Raw genomic sequence first — 17,469 nt, forward strand, 5'->3', positions numbered from 1 at the left:
CCTCGCTGGGGCCGTGTATTGCTGCATTAGCACTCAGTTGGGTGCTGACGCCCGCGGCAATACACGCGCATGCCCCCGGCCCGGAAACGACGGACTTCGTACGCGAGGAAGGCGCACGAGCGCCACAAGAGCAAGATAGACAGGAGCACGAGAACATGACCGACACACAGGTCACCTGGCTCACTCAGGATGCATTCGACCGGTTGAAGGCGGAGCTGGATCAGCTGATCGCCAACCGGCCGGTGATCGCCGCCGAGATCAACGACCGCCGCGAAGAGGGCGATCTGCGCGAGAACGGTGGCTACCATGCCGCCCGCGAGGAGCAGGGCCAGCAGGAGGCCCGCATCCGCCAGCTGCAGGAGCTGCTCAACAACGCCAAGGTCGGTGAGGCACCCAAGCAGTCCGGTGTCGCGCTGCCCGGTTCGGTCGTCAAGGTGTACTACGACGACGACAAGAAGGACACCGAGACGTTCCTGATCGCCACCCGCCAGGAGGGCATCAGCGTCGGCAAGCTCGAGGTGTACTCCCCCAACTCACCGCTGGGCAGTGCACTGATCGACGCCAAGGTCGGCGAGACACGCACCTATACCGTGCCGAACGGCAACACCGTCAAGGTCACCCTGGTCAGCGCCGAGCCCTATCACGCCTGACGGGTCGACGCGGGGGAAGCACTACAGTCGGGGAAATGGCGCAAATCGCCGAAGACCTGTTTTTGCTGTTGCTGGACAACGCAGCCGCGCAGCCCGCGCTTGACCGCCATCGCAGGGAGAAAGTACTCAGCGCCGCAGTACTACTGGACCTGGCCTACGCCTGCCGGATCCGTCCTGCCATGGCGGACGAACCCATCGAGGCCGGCCGGTTGGTCGCGCTGGCCGGCGAGTGGCCCGCCGATCCGGTCGGTGACCCGGCGTTCGAACTACTGCAACGCCGGCCGCTTTCGGCGGAGTCCGCGCTGGCCAAGCTGAGCAGGCACACCCAGCCCATCCTGGAACAGCATCTCGAACGCATCGGGCAGATCCGCCGGGTCCGCATGCCCGGCAAGGGTTTTCCGGGCAAGACGGTCTACTGCTGGCCGCTGGCCAACCGGGAACGGGTCAGCCAGGCGCGAGCGGCGCTGTTGGCCGCACTGTTCGACGGCCACAACCCGGTGCCCGCGATCGCCGCGATCATCTGCCTACTGCATGCGGTCGACGGCTTCGGCGCGATACTGAGCCTCAATAACCGCGGCTGGCGCTGGGTGCATGCGCGGTCCACCGAAATCGCCACGGGCATCTGGGTGGACGAGGCCGCGTCGGCCATGCCCGAGATGAATCTGGCAGTGACGACGTCGGCGTTACGTCCGGCCCTGATGGCCTAGCGCCCGGCGCTACTTCCCGAGCGCCTGCTCCAGGTCGGCCAGCAGGTCGGCAGCATGTTCGATACCTACCGACAGCCGCACCAGGTTGTCGGGCACCTCCAGCTGCGAGCCCGCGGTCGACGCATGTGTCATGGCCCCTGGGTACTCGATCAACGACTCCACCCCACCGAGCGACTCGGCGAGAATGAAAAGCTCAGTGCGCGAGCACAACTCACGTGCCGCCCGGGGCCCACCACGTAGTTGCAGGCTTACCATGCCACCGAAGCCCGACATCTGCCGCGCCGCCACATCGTGGTTGGGATGACTGACCAGACCGGGATAGAGCACGGTCTCGACAGCGGGGTGCCCGTCGAGGAATTCGGCTATCAGCGCGGCGTTTTCGCTGTGCTGACGCATCCGCAGCACCAGCGTCTTGAGCCCACGCATGGTCAGGTACGCGTCGAAGGGTCCCGGCACCGCTCCGGCGCCGTTCTGCAGGAATGCGAATGCCGCGTCGAGTTCCTCGTCGTTGGTCAGCAGCGCGCCGCCCACCACATCCGAGTGCCCACCGATGTACTTGGTGGTCGAGTGCAGCACGATGTCGGCACCCAGCAACAGCGGCTGCTGCAGCGCCGGCGAGGCAAACGTGTTGTCCACCAACACCTTGACGCCCGAGGACGACGCGATCTGGACGATCCCGGGGATGTCGGCCACGCTCAGCAGCGGGTTGGTGGGCGTTTCCACCCAGATCAGCCGGGTCCGCGGGGTGAGCGCCGAGCGCACCGCATCCAGGTCACTCAACGGGACCGGGGTGTGGGTGACCCCCCACTGCGAGAACACCTTGTCGATGAGCCGGAACGTACCGCCGTAGGCGTCATCGGGAATCACCACGTGGTCGCCGGGTCGCAACACCGCGCGCAGCGCGCAGTCGGTGGCGGCCATGCCCGAGCTGAAGGCACGCCCATAGGCGGCTTCCTCGACCGCGGCAAGCGCCGATTCCAGAGCCTGCCGAGTGGGATTTCCGGTACGGGCGTACTCGAATCCGCCGCGTAATCCGCCGACGCCGTCCTGGGCGAAGGTCGAACTTGCGTAGATCGGGGTGTTGACGGCTCCGGTGCCCTGATCGGGTCGGTAACCGGCGTGGATGGCTTTTGTGGCCAGACCGTGCCACCTGCGCTGTTCACTCATAACGTGACGAGCCTATCGCGGCCGTTCAGTTTCGCAGCTTTCGTCCGTACTGATCGGGAACCGACCGGTTGAACATCATGACCGCATCCACCAGCGCCCAGATCCCGACGCCGATGATGATGAAGATCCCGACGATCAGAATCGACGTGAGGATGCCGAGGATCGTCAGCCCCAGCTGGATCGCGCCGATATTGGTGGAGCCGATGTAGAAACGTCCGACACCGAAGCCGCCGAAAAACAGCTGCAACAGACCGGCGGTGACAGCCGATTTGTCAGACAGCGGCTCCCCGGTCTGCGGGTCGCGACCGAACGGCGCCGACGGGTCGGCAGGATATGCGCCGTAAGGCTGCGGCTGCCCCGGGTACCCGGCCGGGAAGCCCTGCGGCGCATAGCCTGCGGGCGGACCCTGAGGCGGATAACCGCCGAACTGCGGGGCTCCCGGCGGAGGCGGGAATTGCGGAGGCACGGCCTGCGGCGGCACTCCGTACATGTCTCCGGGCTGATTTGGTGTCGACATTGCGGCCCCGACTTTCTCGAATGCACCGACTCCGATATGGATTCGGCATCGGCAGGCTAGCTGAAATGATGTCACGGAACACAGCGCCCACGGCGCAGGCATTTCTGCCGTACGCGCCGTGGGCGCTGAGGTCGGTTCTACTAAGGGGTCAGCGGTGCAACCGGACCACCGCTGAGCCGCCGCCAGGCGTACACCTGGATGAGCAGGATCAACGGGAATGCCACGATCAGGCCGAGCCCGCACGGGATCGACCCGACGATTCCGATGGCGAGCATCACGAGCACCGTGAGCAGCACCGTGCCGAACTTGGGCTTGACCAGATTGAAGCTCGTCTTGACCGCGTCGACAGCCTTGAGATTGCGATCCACGGCTGCGACCGTCGTGAACAGGAACAGCACGCCGAGAAGTACTTCGGCGATCCACGCCAACGGCAAGCTCAAGAACACGAGCCCCGGCATCAGCATCATGGGCAGGGACAGCACCAGGACGACCGCAAAGACGATCAGGGCGACGAGCACGGTCGCAAGGATCACGTTGCCGACGTTGCGCGGCTTGAAGAACGATCCGATCGTCACCGGCTGTCCGTTGGCGATGTCGAGCAGGCCCGCGGTGTAAGCCGCCGCGATCCAACCGCCCATGATCAACAGCACTATTGCCCCGACGAGCATCACTGCGCTGCCGGCAAACCCGAGGTTGCTCGACGCCGTGAAGCTGAAGTCCTCGTCATAGGACTGGTAGCTGCTGGTGGTTTCGGGCGCCACCGCGGACGCAATCAGCGTGAAGATCACGTAGACGGCAGCGGTCGCGGCTCCGAAAACGAGTCCCGGCACGATCAGTTCAGCCGGATGCTTGAGGAACTTGTTCCAGGCCCACGAGAAGGCGTCGCCGACGCTGTACGGTGCGTCGCCGTATCCGGCTCCGCCCGCAGGCGGGTAGCCGGGGGCACCGTAGCCGGGCGGCGGATAGCCACCGGGCGGCGGGTAACCGCCGGGAGCCGGGTAACCGCCGGGAGCCGGGTAGCCACCGGGAGGCGGATACCCACCCGGGGGTGGGTAGCCACCGGCGCCACCGGGAGGTGGCGGGTAGCCGCCACCCTGCGGCGGCTGCGGCGGAGGAAAGCCACCCTGCTGGGGCGGGGGTGGATAGCCGCCGGGGGGAGGCGGCGGGTAGCTGCCACCGGGCGGCGGGGGCGGCGGTGTGAAGCCGCCGTGCTGGGGCGGAGGCGGAGGCGGGTAGCCACCCTCCGGCGGCGGCGGGTAGTTCCCGGGCGGGGGCGGTTGATCGGTCACGTCGAAAGCTCTCCTCATCTCGGATAGCGCTCCGCAGGCGGACGCTACTTTCTGCCAGCACCTAGATGGACAGACTGCTCCACAGGAAGATTACGCATCGTCAACCCCCATTGACAGGGCAACACGAGCGTATTCGCCGGGCACAGTGGGCAGGTCGTTACCGCGGGCGGTGAACCGGAAGACTCAGACCCGCAATGCGGTGAACGGTTCGACTGGCAAATTGCGGATGATGAACCACACCACGGTCACGACCAGCGTCACCATCGCCGCCCACCGGTGATGTTGCCAACTGGTAATCCGCCGTCCGCGGATGCGGCCATATGTCCACGCCAGATAGGCCCACGCCATCAACCCGAGCGCGACCAATCCGACAGCGTTAAACCGCAGCGCTGCAAGAAGATCCCCATGAAGCACGGAATAGATCATCCTGAGGCTGCCGCAGCCGGGGCAGTCGATGCCCAGCAATAGCTTTGTGGGACATGCCGGTAGCAATCCACCGGGTGTCGTTGGATCGCCCACCCACACGGCCAGACACGCGCACCCCGCCACGGCGGCCACAGCGAGTGGCGCACCGAGGCGAGGTGCAACGAGGGGTTGAGACACAGATCGAGATCAGTACGACGACACTGAGGCCGAGAACGCACCTGTCGCTACCAGGAAGATGATCCAGACCACGCTGAAGACGACGCCGGCAATGGCGCCCCACATGGCGAACTTCTTGGCGTCATCGGCGGCCTGCTGCGCGGCTTGATACTGGCCCTGCGCCCAGAGTCCCGACACCGACACCGATTTCACGATGGCGTAGATGCCCAGCGGCAGGCAGCAAAAGACAGTCGAAAGTATCGCCCACACCAGATTGTTGTCTGGCGGAACGCCTTGGGGCCCTCCAGGTGGGGGAAATCCACCCTGGGGCGGCGGCGGGTAGCCACCGGGAGGCGGGGGCGGGTAGCCACCGGGAGGTGGGGGCGGGTATTCAGTCATTGACGCCTTCCTGGAAGAGGTTGCTAGACAAAGCGAGGCAACCTTACCCTGGCAATTCGCTGAATACGCTGGATCGCGCGCTAGTGTCGCCCACCGGCCTCGGACAGGAACCCGAGCAGATCGTGGCGAGTGAGTACGCCGACGGGCTTGCCCTCCTCGACGACCATCACCGCGTCGCACTCACGCAATGTCTTGGCTGCCGTGGAGACCAACTCCCCCGCACCGATCAGTGGCAACGGCGGGCTCATGTGGTCGGCCACCGCGTCGGCCAACTTCGCCCGTCCCTCGAATACCGCGGACAGCAGTTCCCGTTCGGACACACTGCCGGCCACCTCGCCCGCCATCACCGGAGGTTCGGCGCCGACCACCGGCATCTGCGAGACGCCGTACTCGCGCAGGATGCCGATCGCGTCGCGCACCGTCTCCGACGGGTGGGTGTGCACCAGGTCGGGCAGCGCCCCGGATTTGCCGCGCAGGACATCGCCGACAGTCGACTGCTCGATCGAACCGTCGAGCCGGTTGCGCAGGAATCCGTACGACGACATCCACGCGTCGTTGAAAATCTTTGAGAGATAACCGCGTCCGCCGTCGGGCAGCAACACCACGACGACCGAATCGGGGCCGGCCGTGCGGGCCACCTCGAGTGCGGCCACCACCGCCATGCCGCAGGATCCACCGACCAGCAGCGCCTCTTCGCGTGCCAGCCGCCGGGTCATGTCGAACGAATCGGCGTCGGAGACGGCGATGATCCCGTCGGGAACCGAGGGGTCGTACGCCGACGGCCAGAAGTCCTCGCCGACGCCTTCCACCAGGTACGGCCGCCCGGTTCCACCGGAGTACACCGAGCCCTCCGGATCGGCACCGATCACCTGGACCTTGCCGTCGGACACCTCTTTCAGGTACCGCCCGGTGCCCGTGATGGTGCCGCCGGTGCCGACGCCCGCCACGAAGTGCGTGACGGTGCCGTCGGTGTCGGCCCAGATCTCCGGACCCGTCGTCTCGTAGTGACTCTCCGGCCCCATCGGGTTGGAGTACTGGTCGGGCTTCCAGGCGCCGTCGATCTCCTCGACGAGGCGGTTGGAGACGCTGTAGTAGCTGTCCGGGTGATCCGGCGGCACCGCCGTCGGGCACACCACGACCTCGGCGCCATAGGCGCGCAACACATTCTGCTTGTCCTCGCTGACCTTGTCCGGGCAGACGAAGATGCACTTGTAGCCGCGCGTCTGGGCCACCAGCGCCAGCCCGACGCCGGTATTGCCGGACGTCGGCTCGACGATGGTGCCACCGGGCTTGAGCTCGCCGCTGGCCTCGGCGGCGTCGATCATCTTGGCGGCGATGCGGTCCTTGGAGCTGCCACCGGGGTTCAGGTACTCGATCTTGGCCAAGACCATTCCTGAGCCTTCGGGTACAACCGAGTTCAGCTGTACCAGCGGGGTATTGCCGATGAGCTCACTGATGTGCCTGGCGATGCGCATACGTCAATGGTCTCAGGCCCGAGAATCGCTTACCAGGTGGCCTCTCGAATGTATTCGCCGATCTGGCGCAATGAGCGCTTCGCTTCGGACACCAGCGGCGACGCGAGCTGGAAGACATGCATCTGACCGGGCCAGATCCGGAGCTCGACGGGAACCCCGGCAGCGGCCAGCATGTGCGCGGCTTTTCGCGCATCGCTGAGCAGAACCTCCGAGCCCGACGCGTGGATCAGCGTGCGGGGCAGACCGGACTCGATGTGGTCGAGGGGCTCGTAGACGTCCTCGCCCTTGCGCTCCGCGGCGCGCTCGATGAGCTCGACGAGGGCGTCGAAGGCCCTGGGCGGAAACATCGCGTCGGTGTGCATGTTGGGGTGGTTGGCCCGTGACTCGTTGTCGATCTCGAACAGCGGCGACATCGTCACGAGCGCGGCAGGCATCTCGCCCTCATCGACCAGGCGCTCGGCCAGCGCGAGCGACAGGTAGCCGCCCGCCGAGTCGCCGGCCAGGACGATCTGATCCGGCTCGTAGCCAAGCAGCCGCAGCCACTCATAGGCGTCGTAACAGTCCTCGATCGCGGTGCCCACCGAGTGCTTGGGGACCATCCGGTAGTCGACGACGAGCACCGGGCTGTCGGCATACTCCGACAGCGCCGTGACGATCCCCGAGTGCGTGTTGGCCCCGCAGGCCAGGAAAGCGCCGCCGTGCAGGTAGAGGATCACGCTGCGCTTCCCGTCGGCGGGCAGTACACCGTCGGCGCGCACCAGCTGCGCGTTGCAGTTGGGCAGCGCGATGGTGGCCTTGATGGTTCCGGGCGCCGGGCGGATCAGCCGGGCAGCGAAATTGACCAGCCCGAACGGCCACGGCAGATGCGGTACATGGCTACCAATTGCCAAGGTCGGCTTGATTGTCAGCATCGCCGCCAGCGAAGCCAATCGGCCTGCCAGGCTCGGGCCGTCCTCGACCACCTCGACGGGTGCGCCGTCACTGACCGGAAACCTACGCCCGCGGTGGGCTCTAGCTGGGCTTATGCCAGCATGATGAGACCTGGATACCTTGCTCGGTGCAGTCATCGTCACCACTTCCTACGTCTTTGTAGTGCTAGGTGAGCTTCGTCACTCAGACAACCCGGGTAACTTAGCTTGACATCCGTAAACAGTTCAACAGTCAAATAAACTGATTTGATACCGGACTTGATACAGCACCGTGACCGCCACGGGCGATGCGCCACGCGGATAACCCGCGGCATCCACTTAGACTGATCTCGTGGGCACACGCATAGCGCGTCGGTCGACCATTACCCTCGCCGCTGCGGCGTTGGCATCTACGGCTTCGGCCTACATCGGGGCGCGCAATCTGTTGAGCGGGCAGGCTGACAAGGCCCGTCAGGTCATCCCCAAATCCTGGGACATTCCTCCTCGCGCCGACGGCGTGTATCTCCCCGGCGGCGGGCCGGTGGAGAAGTGGGAGCGCGGAGTCCCGTTCGACACGCACCTGATGATCTTCGGCGACTCCACGGCCACCGGATACGGCTGCCGAGTGCCCGACGAGGTGCCCGGGGTGTTGATCGCGCGCGGCGTGGCCGAGCAGTTCGGCAAACGAATCCGCTTGAGCACCAAGGCGATCGTCGGCGCCACCTCGAAGGGGCTCTCCGGCCAGATCGATGCCATGTTCGTGGCGGGTCCGCCACCGGATGCCGCCGTGATCATGATCGGCGCCAACGACATCACCAAACCCAACGGCATCGGTCCGTCGGCCCGCCGGCTCGGCGACGCGGTGCGCCGGCTGCGGGCGGCGGGAGCCGTCGTCGTGGTCGGCACCTGCCCGGATTTCGGGGTGGTCACCGCAATCCCGCAGCCGTTGCGCGCCTTCACCCGCGCGCGTGGCCTGCGGCTGGCCCGCGCCCAGGCCGCTGCCGTCCGCGCCGCGGGAGGCATGCCGGTGCCATTCTCGGATCTGTTGGCTCCGGAGTTCTACAAAGCCCCTGACCTGCTGTTCTCCGAAGACATGTTCCATCCGTCGGCCGCAGGCTATGCGCTCGCGGCCACGCAGCTGTTACCCGCGCTGTGCAGCGTCCTCGGCGAATGGGACGGCGACGACGCACTGGAATCCGTGACCGCAGACACCGGAACCCTGTTGAACCGGCTGGGCGGTGTCAGCAGGCTGTGGCGCCGCTCAACCGGGGTGCCCGCACCCATCGTGGTGCCCGCGGGCTAGTTTCAATCTGAGTTTTCTAAGCCATTCGATTAGCAGGAGCCGTCATGCCTGAAGCCGTCATCGTTGCCACCGCCCGCTCGCCGATCGGACGCGCCGTGAAGGGGTCGCTGGCCACCATGCGCCCCGACGACCTCGCCGCGCAGATGGTCAAGGCCGTGTTGGACAAAGTGCCGTCGCTGGATCCCCGGGACATCGACGACCTGATGATGGGCTGCGCCCAGCCCGCCGGTGAGGCCGGCTACAACATCGCTCGCGCGGTGGCCGTCGAGCTCGGCTACGACTTCCTGCCCGGCACCACCGTGAACCGGTACTGCTCGTCGTCGCTGCAGACCACCCGGATGGCCTTCCACGCGATCAAGGCCGGCGAGGGTGACGTGTTCATCTCCGCCGGTGTCGAGACGGTCTCGCGCTTCGGCGTCGGTGCCGCCGACGGCGCCCCCAATTCGAAGAACTCGCTCTTCGAAGAGGCGCAGGCCCGCACCATCACGCAGGCCGAGGGCGACATCAAGTGGCATGACCCGCGCGAAGACGGCCTCATCCCCGATGTCTACATCGCCATGGGCCAGACCGCCGAGAACGTCGCCACCTACACCGGCATCAGCCGCGAGGACCAGGACCACTGGGGTGTGCGGTCGCAGAACCGCGCCGAGGAGGCCATCAAGAGCGGGTTCTTCGAGCGCGAGATCACCCCGGTGACCCTGCCCGACGGCACCGTCGTGTCCACCGACGACGGCCCGCGTGCCGGCACCTCGTACGAGAAGATCAGCCAGCTGAAGCCGGTGTTCCGGCCCAACGGCACCATCACCGCGGGCAACGCGTGTCCGCTGAACGACGGCGCCGCCGCAGTGGTCATCATGAGCGACACCAAGGCCAAGGAGCTGGGGCTGACCCCGCTGGCGCGGATCGTTTCCACCGGTGTGTCCGGGCTGTCGCCCGAGATCATGGGCCTGGGTCCGATCGAGGCCATCAAGAAGGCGCTCGCCAAGGCCGGCAAGAAGATCTCCGACATCGACCTGGTCGAGATCAACGAGGCCTTCGCCGTCCAGGTGATCGGTTCGGCTCGTGAGCTCGGCATCGACGAGGACAAGCTGAACGTCTCCGGCGGCGCGATCGCGCTGGGCCACCCGTTCGGCATGACCGGTGCCCGCATCACCGCCACACTGCTGAACAACCTGTCCACCTACGACAAGACCTTCGGCATCGAGTCGATGTGCGTCGGCGGCGGCCAGGGTATGGCCATGGTCGTGGAGCGCCTCTCCTAATCAGGTTTCGCCGAGTCTGCGTACAGATCGCGATTTCACGAGATTTCGCGATCTGTACGCAGACTCGCTGCACTCAGCGCAGCGTCGTCTGCCTGCCGACGATTGCTGTGCGAACTCTTCGCAGAATCTCGGACGCCCGGTCCTCTGCCACCACTCTGACGATGATCCAGCCCATCCGTTCCAGCTCGGCTATCCGGCGGATGTCCTTGACGTACTGCGCGCGATCACTGCGATACTGGTCCCCGTCGTACTCCACCGCGACCATCCATTCGCTCCAACCCATATCGAGGTAGGCGAGCGGATAGCCATTGGCCCCTACCACCGGGATCTGAGTCTGCGGACGCGGAAGACCGTCGTCGATGAGGAGCAGGCGCAGCCAGGTTTCCTTCGGAGATTGCGATCCTGCATCGACCATCGGAAGCGCCCTCTCGAGTTGGCGCAGTCCGCGGGCTCCGCGATGCCGTGCGGCCACTTCTTCGACATCGCGAACCTTCAATCCCGTTGCCCTGGCGAGGGAATCGAGCCGCGCCACCGCACGACCGATGCCCGGTGTTCGGCCGATGTCGAAGGCAGTCCGCTCCGGTGTCGTCACGGGAAGCTCGTGCACCTGGCCGATCTCGGTCGGCTGCAAGCACATCGCGGATGTCCGTACGCCGCGCGGGCTCCTGGCATTGGCCCAGATCAATTCGATCGGTGCGGAATCATCGACCCATTTCGCCCCGTGCAACGCCGCCGCAGTGATACCCGCCAACACTCCCTCGCGGTGCGACCACAGCCATGCCGCCCTGGCCCGATCAACCAGCCCCGGGCTGAAGCCCCGGGCCACATAGACATCGGGCAGGACGGCGCGGAAGTTGGCGCGCAGCTGGTGCTTGCGGATCAGCCCAGCCCGCAACGCTTCTGAGCCGATGAACGGACTGTCGAAGATGGTCACGGTGTCGACGTTGCGAGGCATCTCCGACGGCCACCTTTTACGAAGGCGTCGGTGAGCCACTGCTGTGGATGAAATCGACTCTGTGTACAGGGCTTCGAGTCTGCGCTCCGAGCGCAGATTTGCGCGATTTCACGCCCTGAGCGCAGGCTCGACGCCCTGAGCGCCCAAACCCAAAGGAAAAAGGCGCCCGCAATCGCGGACGCCTTTCTCGGGGAAGGGTTGCTAGTCGTTGTTGAAGTACGACAGCAACCGGAGGATCTCGATGTACAGCCAGACCAGGGTGACGGTCAGGCCCAGGGCGATGCCCCATGCGGCCTTCTCCGGAGCACCGGCGCGGATCATCTGGTCGGCCGCGTCGAAGTCGATGAGGAAGCTGAACGCGGCCAGGGCGATCACGAACAGCGAGAACGCGATGGACAGGCCGCCGCCCGAACGCAGGCCCAGGCCTTCACCGCCGCCCACACCGAACATCGCGAGCACGAAGTTCACCAGAACCAATGCCAGCACGCCGAACATCGCAGCGACGATCATCCGGGTGAACTTGGGCGTCACGCGGATGGCGCCGGTCTTGTAGACCACGAGCATGCCGATGAACACACCGATCGAGGCCACCACGGCCTGGAAGATCATGGTGGGCCCACCGTTGGACACCAGGTTGGCGAACAGGAACGACGCTGCGCCGAGGAACAGGCCCTCCAGCGCCGCATAGGTCAGCACGATGGCCGGGTTGTCCTGCTTGCGACCGAAGGTGGCGATCAGCACCATGACCAGACCGCCGAGGCCGCCGATGAGGGTGAACGGCATCATCAGGGCCGTGTTTCCGGCCACAAGGAAGTAGGACACGACCGCGACGGCCGACACGACGGCCAGCGTGATGCCGGTCTTGGTGACGACGTCGTCGATGGTCAGCGGCCGGGAGACGCCGGTCTGCGGCTGCTCCAGGTACTCCTGCGCGTAGGGCTGCGCATGCACCTGCTGTGCACCGAAGCCGCTGGCTCCGGTGCCGAATTGTGCGTATCCGCCCTGCGACTTGGGCAGGCTGCGGAATACCGGGTTGCTGGTTTCGCGCACCGTCGGGTCCTCTCTGATGAGATGTGTTCGAGAACGAACTAGTAGCTCAACGATCAATGTTCCGGGTGGGTTCCCGTCGACTCCAGAAGACTCTCAGGAAACGTCCAGGTTTGATCTTGGAGCAAACCCTACCCGTAGCGCACCACAACTGGGGGGCCGAACTAGATTGCAACTCGTGACAGAAAACGAGGACGTCCTAGTAAGTGTCCGGAACGGCGTCGGCATCCTCACGCTGAACCGGCCGAAGGCGATCAACTCGCTCAATGACGCCATGGTCGCGGGCATCTCCGAGGCGCTGCACGCCTGGGCGGAGGACGGCGCCGTCCACACCGTGCTGCTGACCGGCGCCGGCGAACGTGGCCTGTGCGCGGGCGGTGACGTGGTGGCGCTCTATCACAGCGCGAAGGCAGGTGGCGCCGACGCTCGCCGGTTCTGGTACGACGAATACCTGCTCAACGCCTATATCGGCCGTTATCCGAAGCCCTATGTGGCGGTGATGGACGGCATCGTGATGGGCGGTGGCGTGGGCGTCGCATCCCACGGCAACATCCGGGTGGCGACCGATACCACCAAGATGGCGATGCCCGAGGTCGGCATCGGCTTCATCCCCGACGTCGGCGGCACCTATCTGCTCTCGCGGGCCCCCGGCGGGCTCGGCCTGCACGCCGCGCTCACCGGCGCACCGTTCTCCGGGGCCGACGCGATCGCCATGGGCTTCGCCGATCACTATGTGCCACACGACCAACTGGCCGAGTTCACCGAGGCCGTCGTCAACGACGGCGTCGAGAAGGCCCTGGCTGCCTACGCCGTGGAGCCGCCCGCCAGCCCGCTACTCGAACAGCGCAGCTGGATCGACGAGTGCTACGCCGGCGACACCGTGGCCGACATCCTCGCCGCGCTGCGCGGTCGTGACGAGCAGGCTGCCCGCGACGCGGCCGATTTGATCGCCACCCGCTCCCCTGTCGCCCTGTCCGTCACGCTGGAAGCGGTGCGCCGGGCGGCCGAGCTGGCGACACTGGAGGACGTGCTGCGCCAGGAGTACCGAACCTCGTGCGCCTCGGTGAAATCGCATGACTTCGTCGAGGGCATCCGCGCTCAGCTCGTCGACAAGGACCGCAACCCGCAGTGGTCCCCTGCCTCGATCGCAGCGGTCACCCCCGCCGACGTCGAGGCGTACTTCGTTCCGGCCGACCCCGATCTGACCTTCCAGGAGGACAACCAATGAGTGAGTTCGAGACGATCCTGGTGACCCGCACCGACCGGGTCGCCACCATCACACTGAACCGGCCCAAGGCGCTCAACGCGCTCAACACGCAGGTGATGACCGAAGTGACCACGGCCGCAGCCGAACTCGACCGTGACCCGAGCGTCGGCGCGATCATCGTCACCGGCAATGAGAAGGCGTTCGCGGCCGGCGCCGACATCAAAGAGATGGCCGAACTGTCGTTCGCCGACGTGTACTCGACCGACTTCTTCGAGCTGTGGTCGAAGTTCGCCGCCACCCGCACCCCGACGATCGCCGCGGTTGCCGGATACGCCCTCGGTGGCGGCTGCGAGCTGGCGATGATGTGCGACATCCTGATCGCCGCGGACACGGCGAAGTTCGGCCAGCCCGAGATCAAGCTGGGCGTGCTACCGGGGATGGGCGGCAGCCAGCGGCTGACCCGGGCGATCGGCAAGGCCAAGGCGATGGACCTGATCCTGACCGGCCGCACCATCGACGCCGTCGAGGCCGAGCGCGCCGGCCTGGTGTCGCGCCTGGTGCCCGCGGATTCGCTGATCGACGAGTCCCTGGCCGTGGCGGCAACGATCGCCGGGATGTCGCTGTCGGCTTCGCGGATGGCCAAGGAAGCGGTCAACCGTGCCTTCGAGTCCACCCTGGCCGAGGGACTGCTCTACGAGCGCAGGCTGTTCCACTCGGCCTTCGCCACCGCGGACCAGAAGGAAGGCATGGCGGCGTTCTCGGAGAAACGCGCCGCCAACTTCACCCATCGCTAAAGTCGACGGGTGACCGAGACCGACTCGCCCACCCCCGCCACCGATACCGCCGAAGCTCAGTCCACGCCTGCGGCCGAACCGGTTGCCGAGCCCGTGTGGTGGTCACGCCACTACACGTTCTTCGGCACCGCGGTGGGCCTGGTGTTCGTCTGGTTCTCGCTGACACCGTCCCTGCTGCCCCGCGGGCCGCTGTTCCAGGGCCTGGTCAGCGGCGGCGCCGGCGCAACCGGCTACGGCCTCGGCGTTTTCGGGGTGTGGCTGGTCCGCTACATGCGATCCAAGGAAACCAGCCCGAAGGCCCCCAAGTGGGCCTGGCTGGCCTTGCTCGTCGTCGGCATCGTCGGGCAGATCCTGATGATCGTCTACTTCCACGTCTGGCAAGACGAGGTCCGCGACTTCATGGGTGTGCCCCGGCTGAAGTTCTGGGATCACCCGCTGACCGCGGTGCTGTCACTCGTGGTTCTGTTCGCGTTCGTCGAGCTGGGTCAGCTGATCCGCAAGCTGGTGCATTTCCTGGATCTCAAGCTGGATCGCTTTCTGCCGCCACGGGTTTCGGCCGTCATCACGGTGGCGCTGCTGCTTGCGCTGTCGATCGCGCTGCTGAACGGTGTGGTGGTCCGGGTGGCGATGGACACCATCAACCGGACGTTCGCGGCCGTGAACGACGAGAGCGATCCTGACTTCGCCGCCCCGAAGTCGATCCTGCGCTCAGGCGGTCCGCAGTCATTGGCCGATTGGGAGTCGCTCGGTCATCAGGGCCGGGTGTTCGTCTCGGCCGGCCCTACTGTGCAACAGCTTTCGCAGTTCAGCGGTAAGCCCGCGATCGAACCGATCCGGGCCTACGCAGGTCTGCATTCCGCTGACGGCATCAAGGCCACCGCGGCCTTGGCGGCCAGGGAGTTACAGCGCACCGGCGGCCTGCATCGTGCCGTGGTCGCGGTGGCGACCACGACGGGCACGGGCTGGATCAACGAGGCCGAGGCCTCGGCCCTGGAGTACATGTACAACGGCAACAGCGCAATCGTGTCGATGCAGTACTCATTCTTGCCGAGTTGGTTGTCGTTCCTGGTCGACCAGGAGAACGCGCGCCAGGCCGGGCAGGCGTTGTTCGAGGCCGTCGACACTCTGGTTCGGGCGATGCCGGAGAACAAGCGCCCCAAACTGGTGGTGTTCGGGGAGAGCCTGGGATCGTTCGGCGGTGAGGCACCGTTCCTGTCGCTGAACAATCTCGTCGCCCGCACCGACGGCGCGCTGTTCTCGGGCCCGACGTTCAAGAACACGATCTGGACGACACTGACCCGCGACCGCGACGCCGGTTCGCCGGAGTGGTTGCCGATCTACGACAACGGCGAGAACGTGCGGTTCAGCGCGAAGGCCGAGAATCTGGACCGGCCCGACGCGCCGTGGGGCCACCCCCGCGCGGTGTATCTGCAGCACGCATCGGACCCGATCTCATGGTGGACGCCCGATCTGTTGTTCGCCAAGCCGGATTGGCTGCGTGAGCCACGTGGGTACGACGTATCGCCCCGGATGGAATGGATTCCGGTGGTGACGTTCCTGCAGGTGTCCGCGGACATGGCAGTGGCGGTCGACGTGCCCGACGGCCACGGCCACGTGTACGTCAAGAACGTCGCCAACGCATGGGCGGCGATCCTGCAGCCGCCGGGTTGGACGCCGGAGATGACCGAGAAGCTCCGCCCCATGTTGAGCAACAACGAAAACGCCTGAGGCGAAACGTCACACCTGACCGGCGGCGACCAGTGCGTGATAGCCGCCGACGACGTCGGTGGACCGGTGCAGACCGAGGTCGACCAGTGCCGCCGCGGCCAGGCTTGACGTGTAACCCTCCGAGCACAGGATCACCCAGTAGACGTCATCGTCGATCGCCTGGGGTATCCGCGCGTCACTGGTCGGGTCGCAGCGCCACTCCAGGACGTTGCGTTCGATGACCAGCGCTGCGGGCACCGAACCCTCGGCGGCACGCTGGGCGGCCGGGCGGATGTCGACCAGGACGGCACCCGCGTCCAGGGCCTCGGGAAGATCTTCGGCGGGCAGTCGGTGCAGCCGGGTACGGGCCTGCTCCAGCACGGTGTCGATGCGGCTCATGGCAGTCACTCCGGTGCGTCGGTGAGTTCGGTGCGGTTGCGGCGCAACGTGTTCTGCGGCGTCACCTCGTAGTAGGACATTGCGGTCAGCGGCGGCGAGTAGGCGTGCACGCTCAGCGTCGGACCGGAAACGGCCGCCGGCGCATGCACCACGTCATGCACCCAACCCAGCGGGAACGCCGCCTGATCGCCGGCGGTGAGTCGCCGCGTCCGTAGAAGCTCACCATCCCAACGGGTTTCGCGCAGCGCACCGGACACCACGGTCAAAGCACCGAGGGAGCCGCCGTGGTCGTGCATTTCGGTCGACTTGCCGGGCACCCAGCTGATCAGCCAGACGTCGACTTCGTCGTCACCGGACAAGCGGGTGTACCACCGGTCGTCCTTCGGCAAGCCGCGCAGCAAGCGGTCGTAGCGGCCGGACAACACATCGTCGGCAGCGCGGTCGGTGGTGTGCAGCAGGTCGGGCAATCGCAGCCGGGTGGGCGCCGAGACCGCAGGAACGGGCGCGAGCGTGGACAGCATCAGAGAAACTCCAAGAATGACGGCGGAACAGGGCAGACGGGCGCGTTAGCAAGCCCGACAACACTCCTGGAATCCGGTCCCTTCCGTCATGGCCGCCAGTGTTGCATAGATTGGCGGGATGCGCCGTTACACGTGGACCACCCGTTTGACCGCCGGAGCCGCCGCAGCTGCCGGCCTGAGCCTGCTCATCGGATGTTCGACAGAGGCAGGTAAGGATCAATCCGGGGAATCCGCGGCGCCGGCCCAGCCGGCCACCACGACCGCCGCATCGCCGACCGAGAAGGTCAAGCCCGGCGAGATCGCCACGTCCCCCGGCGGGGTCACGACGGCGGTCGGCGCCGACGCCCAGTCCACCGAAGAGGAGTATTTCCAGGCCTGTCACGCCGCGAAGGTGTGGATGGAGGGCAAGGGCGGGGATCTCAAGGCGCAGATCGAGCCGTATCTGGCCAGCCTGCAGGTACCCGAGGCGGCGCCCGGGCCTGGCACCTACAACGTGGCATGGGCTCAGCTGGAGCCGGGCCGTCAGGCCGCGGTCATCGTCGCGGCGCAGGCTGCGGCAGACGAGCTCTGCAGCTAGGCG

At 66.3% G+C, this 17,469-nt stretch carries 19 protein-coding genes; 8 read left to right on the forward strand and 11 right to left on the reverse strand.

All coding sequences use genetic code 11. From position 1 onward, the window contains the following. Nucleotides 1–155 precede the first annotated feature (155 nt). Together greA and AB0I14_RS23825 are read left to right on the forward strand one after the other, a co-directional pair. The gene (gene greA, locus AB0I14_RS23820) at nt 156–650 is read left to right on the forward strand and encodes a transcription elongation factor GreA (protein WP_358026767.1); all 495 of its coding nucleotides are present in this window, start codon (nt 156–158) and stop codon (nt 648–650) included. Nucleotides 651–685: 35 nt separating this feature from the next. Then, nucleotides 686–1,357 (forward strand): GPP34 family phosphoprotein, encoded by a 672-nt coding sequence (locus tag AB0I14_RS23825; protein WP_358026770.1) that lies wholly within the window; start codon nt 686–688, stop codon nt 1,355–1,357. A gap of 9 nt (nt 1,358–1,366) precedes the next feature. Here AB0I14_RS23825 and AB0I14_RS23830 read toward each other — a convergent pair whose 3' ends face one another. The 7 genes from AB0I14_RS23830 to AB0I14_RS23860 form a co-directional block, all read right to left on the reverse strand. Next, complete coding sequence (locus AB0I14_RS23830) at nt 1,367–2,524, reverse strand: cystathionine gamma-synthase (protein WP_358026772.1); 1,158 nt, start codon at nt 2,522–2,524, stop codon at nt 1,367–1,369. A 25-nt stretch (nt 2,525–2,549) separates the two neighbouring features. Next, entirely contained in the window at nt 2,550–3,041 is a 492-nt protein-coding gene (locus AB0I14_RS23835) for an NINE protein (protein ID WP_358026775.1), read from the reverse strand. A 140-nt stretch (nt 3,042–3,181) separates the two neighbouring features. Then, nucleotides 3,182–4,330, reverse strand: a complete 1,149-nt coding sequence (locus tag AB0I14_RS23840; RefSeq protein WP_358026778.1) for a hypothetical protein — start codon at nt 4,328–4,330, stop codon at nt 3,182–3,184. Between the two features lie 183 nt (nt 4,331–4,513). Further along, nucleotides 4,514–4,933 carry a DUF2752 domain-containing protein gene (locus AB0I14_RS23845; RefSeq protein ID WP_358026780.1) on the reverse strand — a complete coding sequence of 140 codons (420 nt, stop codon included), beginning with the start codon at nt 4,931–4,933 and terminating at the stop codon, nt 4,514–4,516. Nucleotides 4,934–4,942: 9 nt separating this feature from the next. Further along, the gene (locus tag AB0I14_RS23850; protein WP_358026783.1) at nt 4,943–5,311 is read right to left on the reverse strand and encodes a CD225/dispanin family protein; all 369 of its coding nucleotides are present in this window, start codon (nt 5,309–5,311) and stop codon (nt 4,943–4,945) included. An 80-nt stretch (nt 5,312–5,391) separates the two neighbouring features. After that, nucleotides 5,392–6,786 carry a cystathionine beta-synthase gene (locus tag AB0I14_RS23855; protein WP_358026786.1) on the reverse strand — a complete coding sequence of 465 codons (1,395 nt, stop codon included), beginning with the start codon at nt 6,784–6,786 and terminating at the stop codon, nt 5,392–5,394. Between the two features lie 29 nt (nt 6,787–6,815). Further along, the gene (locus AB0I14_RS23860; protein ID WP_358026789.1) at nt 6,816–7,853 is read right to left on the reverse strand and encodes an alpha/beta hydrolase; all 1,038 of its coding nucleotides are present in this window, start codon (nt 7,851–7,853) and stop codon (nt 6,816–6,818) included. A 193-nt stretch (nt 7,854–8,046) separates the two neighbouring features. On the opposite strand from AB0I14_RS23860, the gene AB0I14_RS23865 reads away from it, so the two are divergent. Continuing rightward, entirely contained in the window at nt 8,047–8,997 is a 951-nt protein-coding gene (locus AB0I14_RS23865) for an SGNH/GDSL hydrolase family protein (protein WP_358026792.1), read from the forward strand. A 44-nt stretch (nt 8,998–9,041) separates the two neighbouring features. Beyond that, on the forward strand, nt 9,042–10,259 hold the full coding sequence (locus tag AB0I14_RS23870; protein ID WP_358026794.1) for an acetyl-CoA C-acetyltransferase: 1,218 nt from the start codon (nt 9,042–9,044) through the stop codon (nt 10,257–10,259). 73 nt (nt 10,260–10,332) lie between these two features. Here AB0I14_RS23870 and AB0I14_RS23875 read toward each other — a convergent pair whose 3' ends face one another. Further along, entirely contained in the window at nt 10,333–11,214 is an 882-nt protein-coding gene (locus AB0I14_RS23875) for a hypothetical protein (protein ID WP_358026797.1), read from the reverse strand. 201 nt (nt 11,215–11,415) lie between these two features. After that, entirely contained in the window at nt 11,416–12,264 is an 849-nt protein-coding gene (locus AB0I14_RS23880; RefSeq protein WP_358026800.1) for a Bax inhibitor-1/YccA family protein, read from the reverse strand. 175 nt (nt 12,265–12,439) lie between these two features. Between AB0I14_RS23880 and AB0I14_RS23885 the strand changes: the two genes are divergently transcribed. From AB0I14_RS23885 to AB0I14_RS23895, 3 genes are all read left to right on the forward strand, one after another. Then, the gene (locus AB0I14_RS23885; protein WP_358026802.1) at nt 12,440–13,489 is read left to right on the forward strand and encodes an enoyl-CoA hydratase/isomerase family protein; all 1,050 of its coding nucleotides are present in this window, start codon (nt 12,440–12,442) and stop codon (nt 13,487–13,489) included. Beyond that, a complete protein-coding gene (locus AB0I14_RS23890; protein WP_358026804.1) occupies nt 13,486–14,262 on the forward strand; it encodes an enoyl-CoA hydratase in 777 nt (258 codons plus the stop codon). The genes AB0I14_RS23885 and AB0I14_RS23890 overlap by 4 nt, the downstream gene beginning before the upstream one ends. 93 nt (nt 14,263–14,355) lie before the next feature. Further along, nucleotides 14,356–15,990 carry an alpha/beta-hydrolase family protein gene (locus AB0I14_RS23895; RefSeq protein ID WP_358027293.1) on the forward strand — a complete coding sequence of 545 codons (1,635 nt, stop codon included), beginning with the start codon at nt 14,356–14,358 and terminating at the stop codon, nt 15,988–15,990. A 9-nt stretch (nt 15,991–15,999) separates the two neighbouring features. Here AB0I14_RS23895 and AB0I14_RS23900 read toward each other — a convergent pair whose 3' ends face one another. Both AB0I14_RS23900 and AB0I14_RS23905 read right to left on the reverse strand, forming a co-directional pair. Continuing rightward, nucleotides 16,000–16,368: a rhodanese-like domain-containing protein gene (locus tag AB0I14_RS23900; RefSeq protein WP_358026806.1), complete on the reverse strand. Its 369-nt coding sequence runs from the start codon at nt 16,366–16,368 to the stop codon at nt 16,000–16,002. A gap of 5 nt (nt 16,369–16,373) precedes the next feature. Beyond that, nucleotides 16,374–16,889 (reverse strand): cysteine dioxygenase family protein, encoded by a 516-nt coding sequence (locus AB0I14_RS23905; protein WP_358026809.1) that lies wholly within the window; start codon nt 16,887–16,889, stop codon nt 16,374–16,376. A 118-nt stretch (nt 16,890–17,007) separates the two neighbouring features. On the opposite strand from AB0I14_RS23905, the gene lpqV reads away from it, so the two are divergent. Continuing rightward, nucleotides 17,008–17,466, forward strand: coding sequence for a lipoprotein LpqV (lpqV, locus tag AB0I14_RS23910; RefSeq protein ID WP_358026811.1), 459 nt, complete (start codon nt 17,008–17,010; stop codon nt 17,464–17,466). Nucleotides 17,467–17,469: the final 3 nt, after the last annotated feature.

This window comes from Mycobacterium sp. NPDC050441, from assembly GCF_040655355.1.
In the GTDB taxonomy this organism is placed as follows: domain Bacteria; phylum Actinomycetota; class Actinomycetes; order Mycobacteriales; family Mycobacteriaceae; genus Mycobacterium.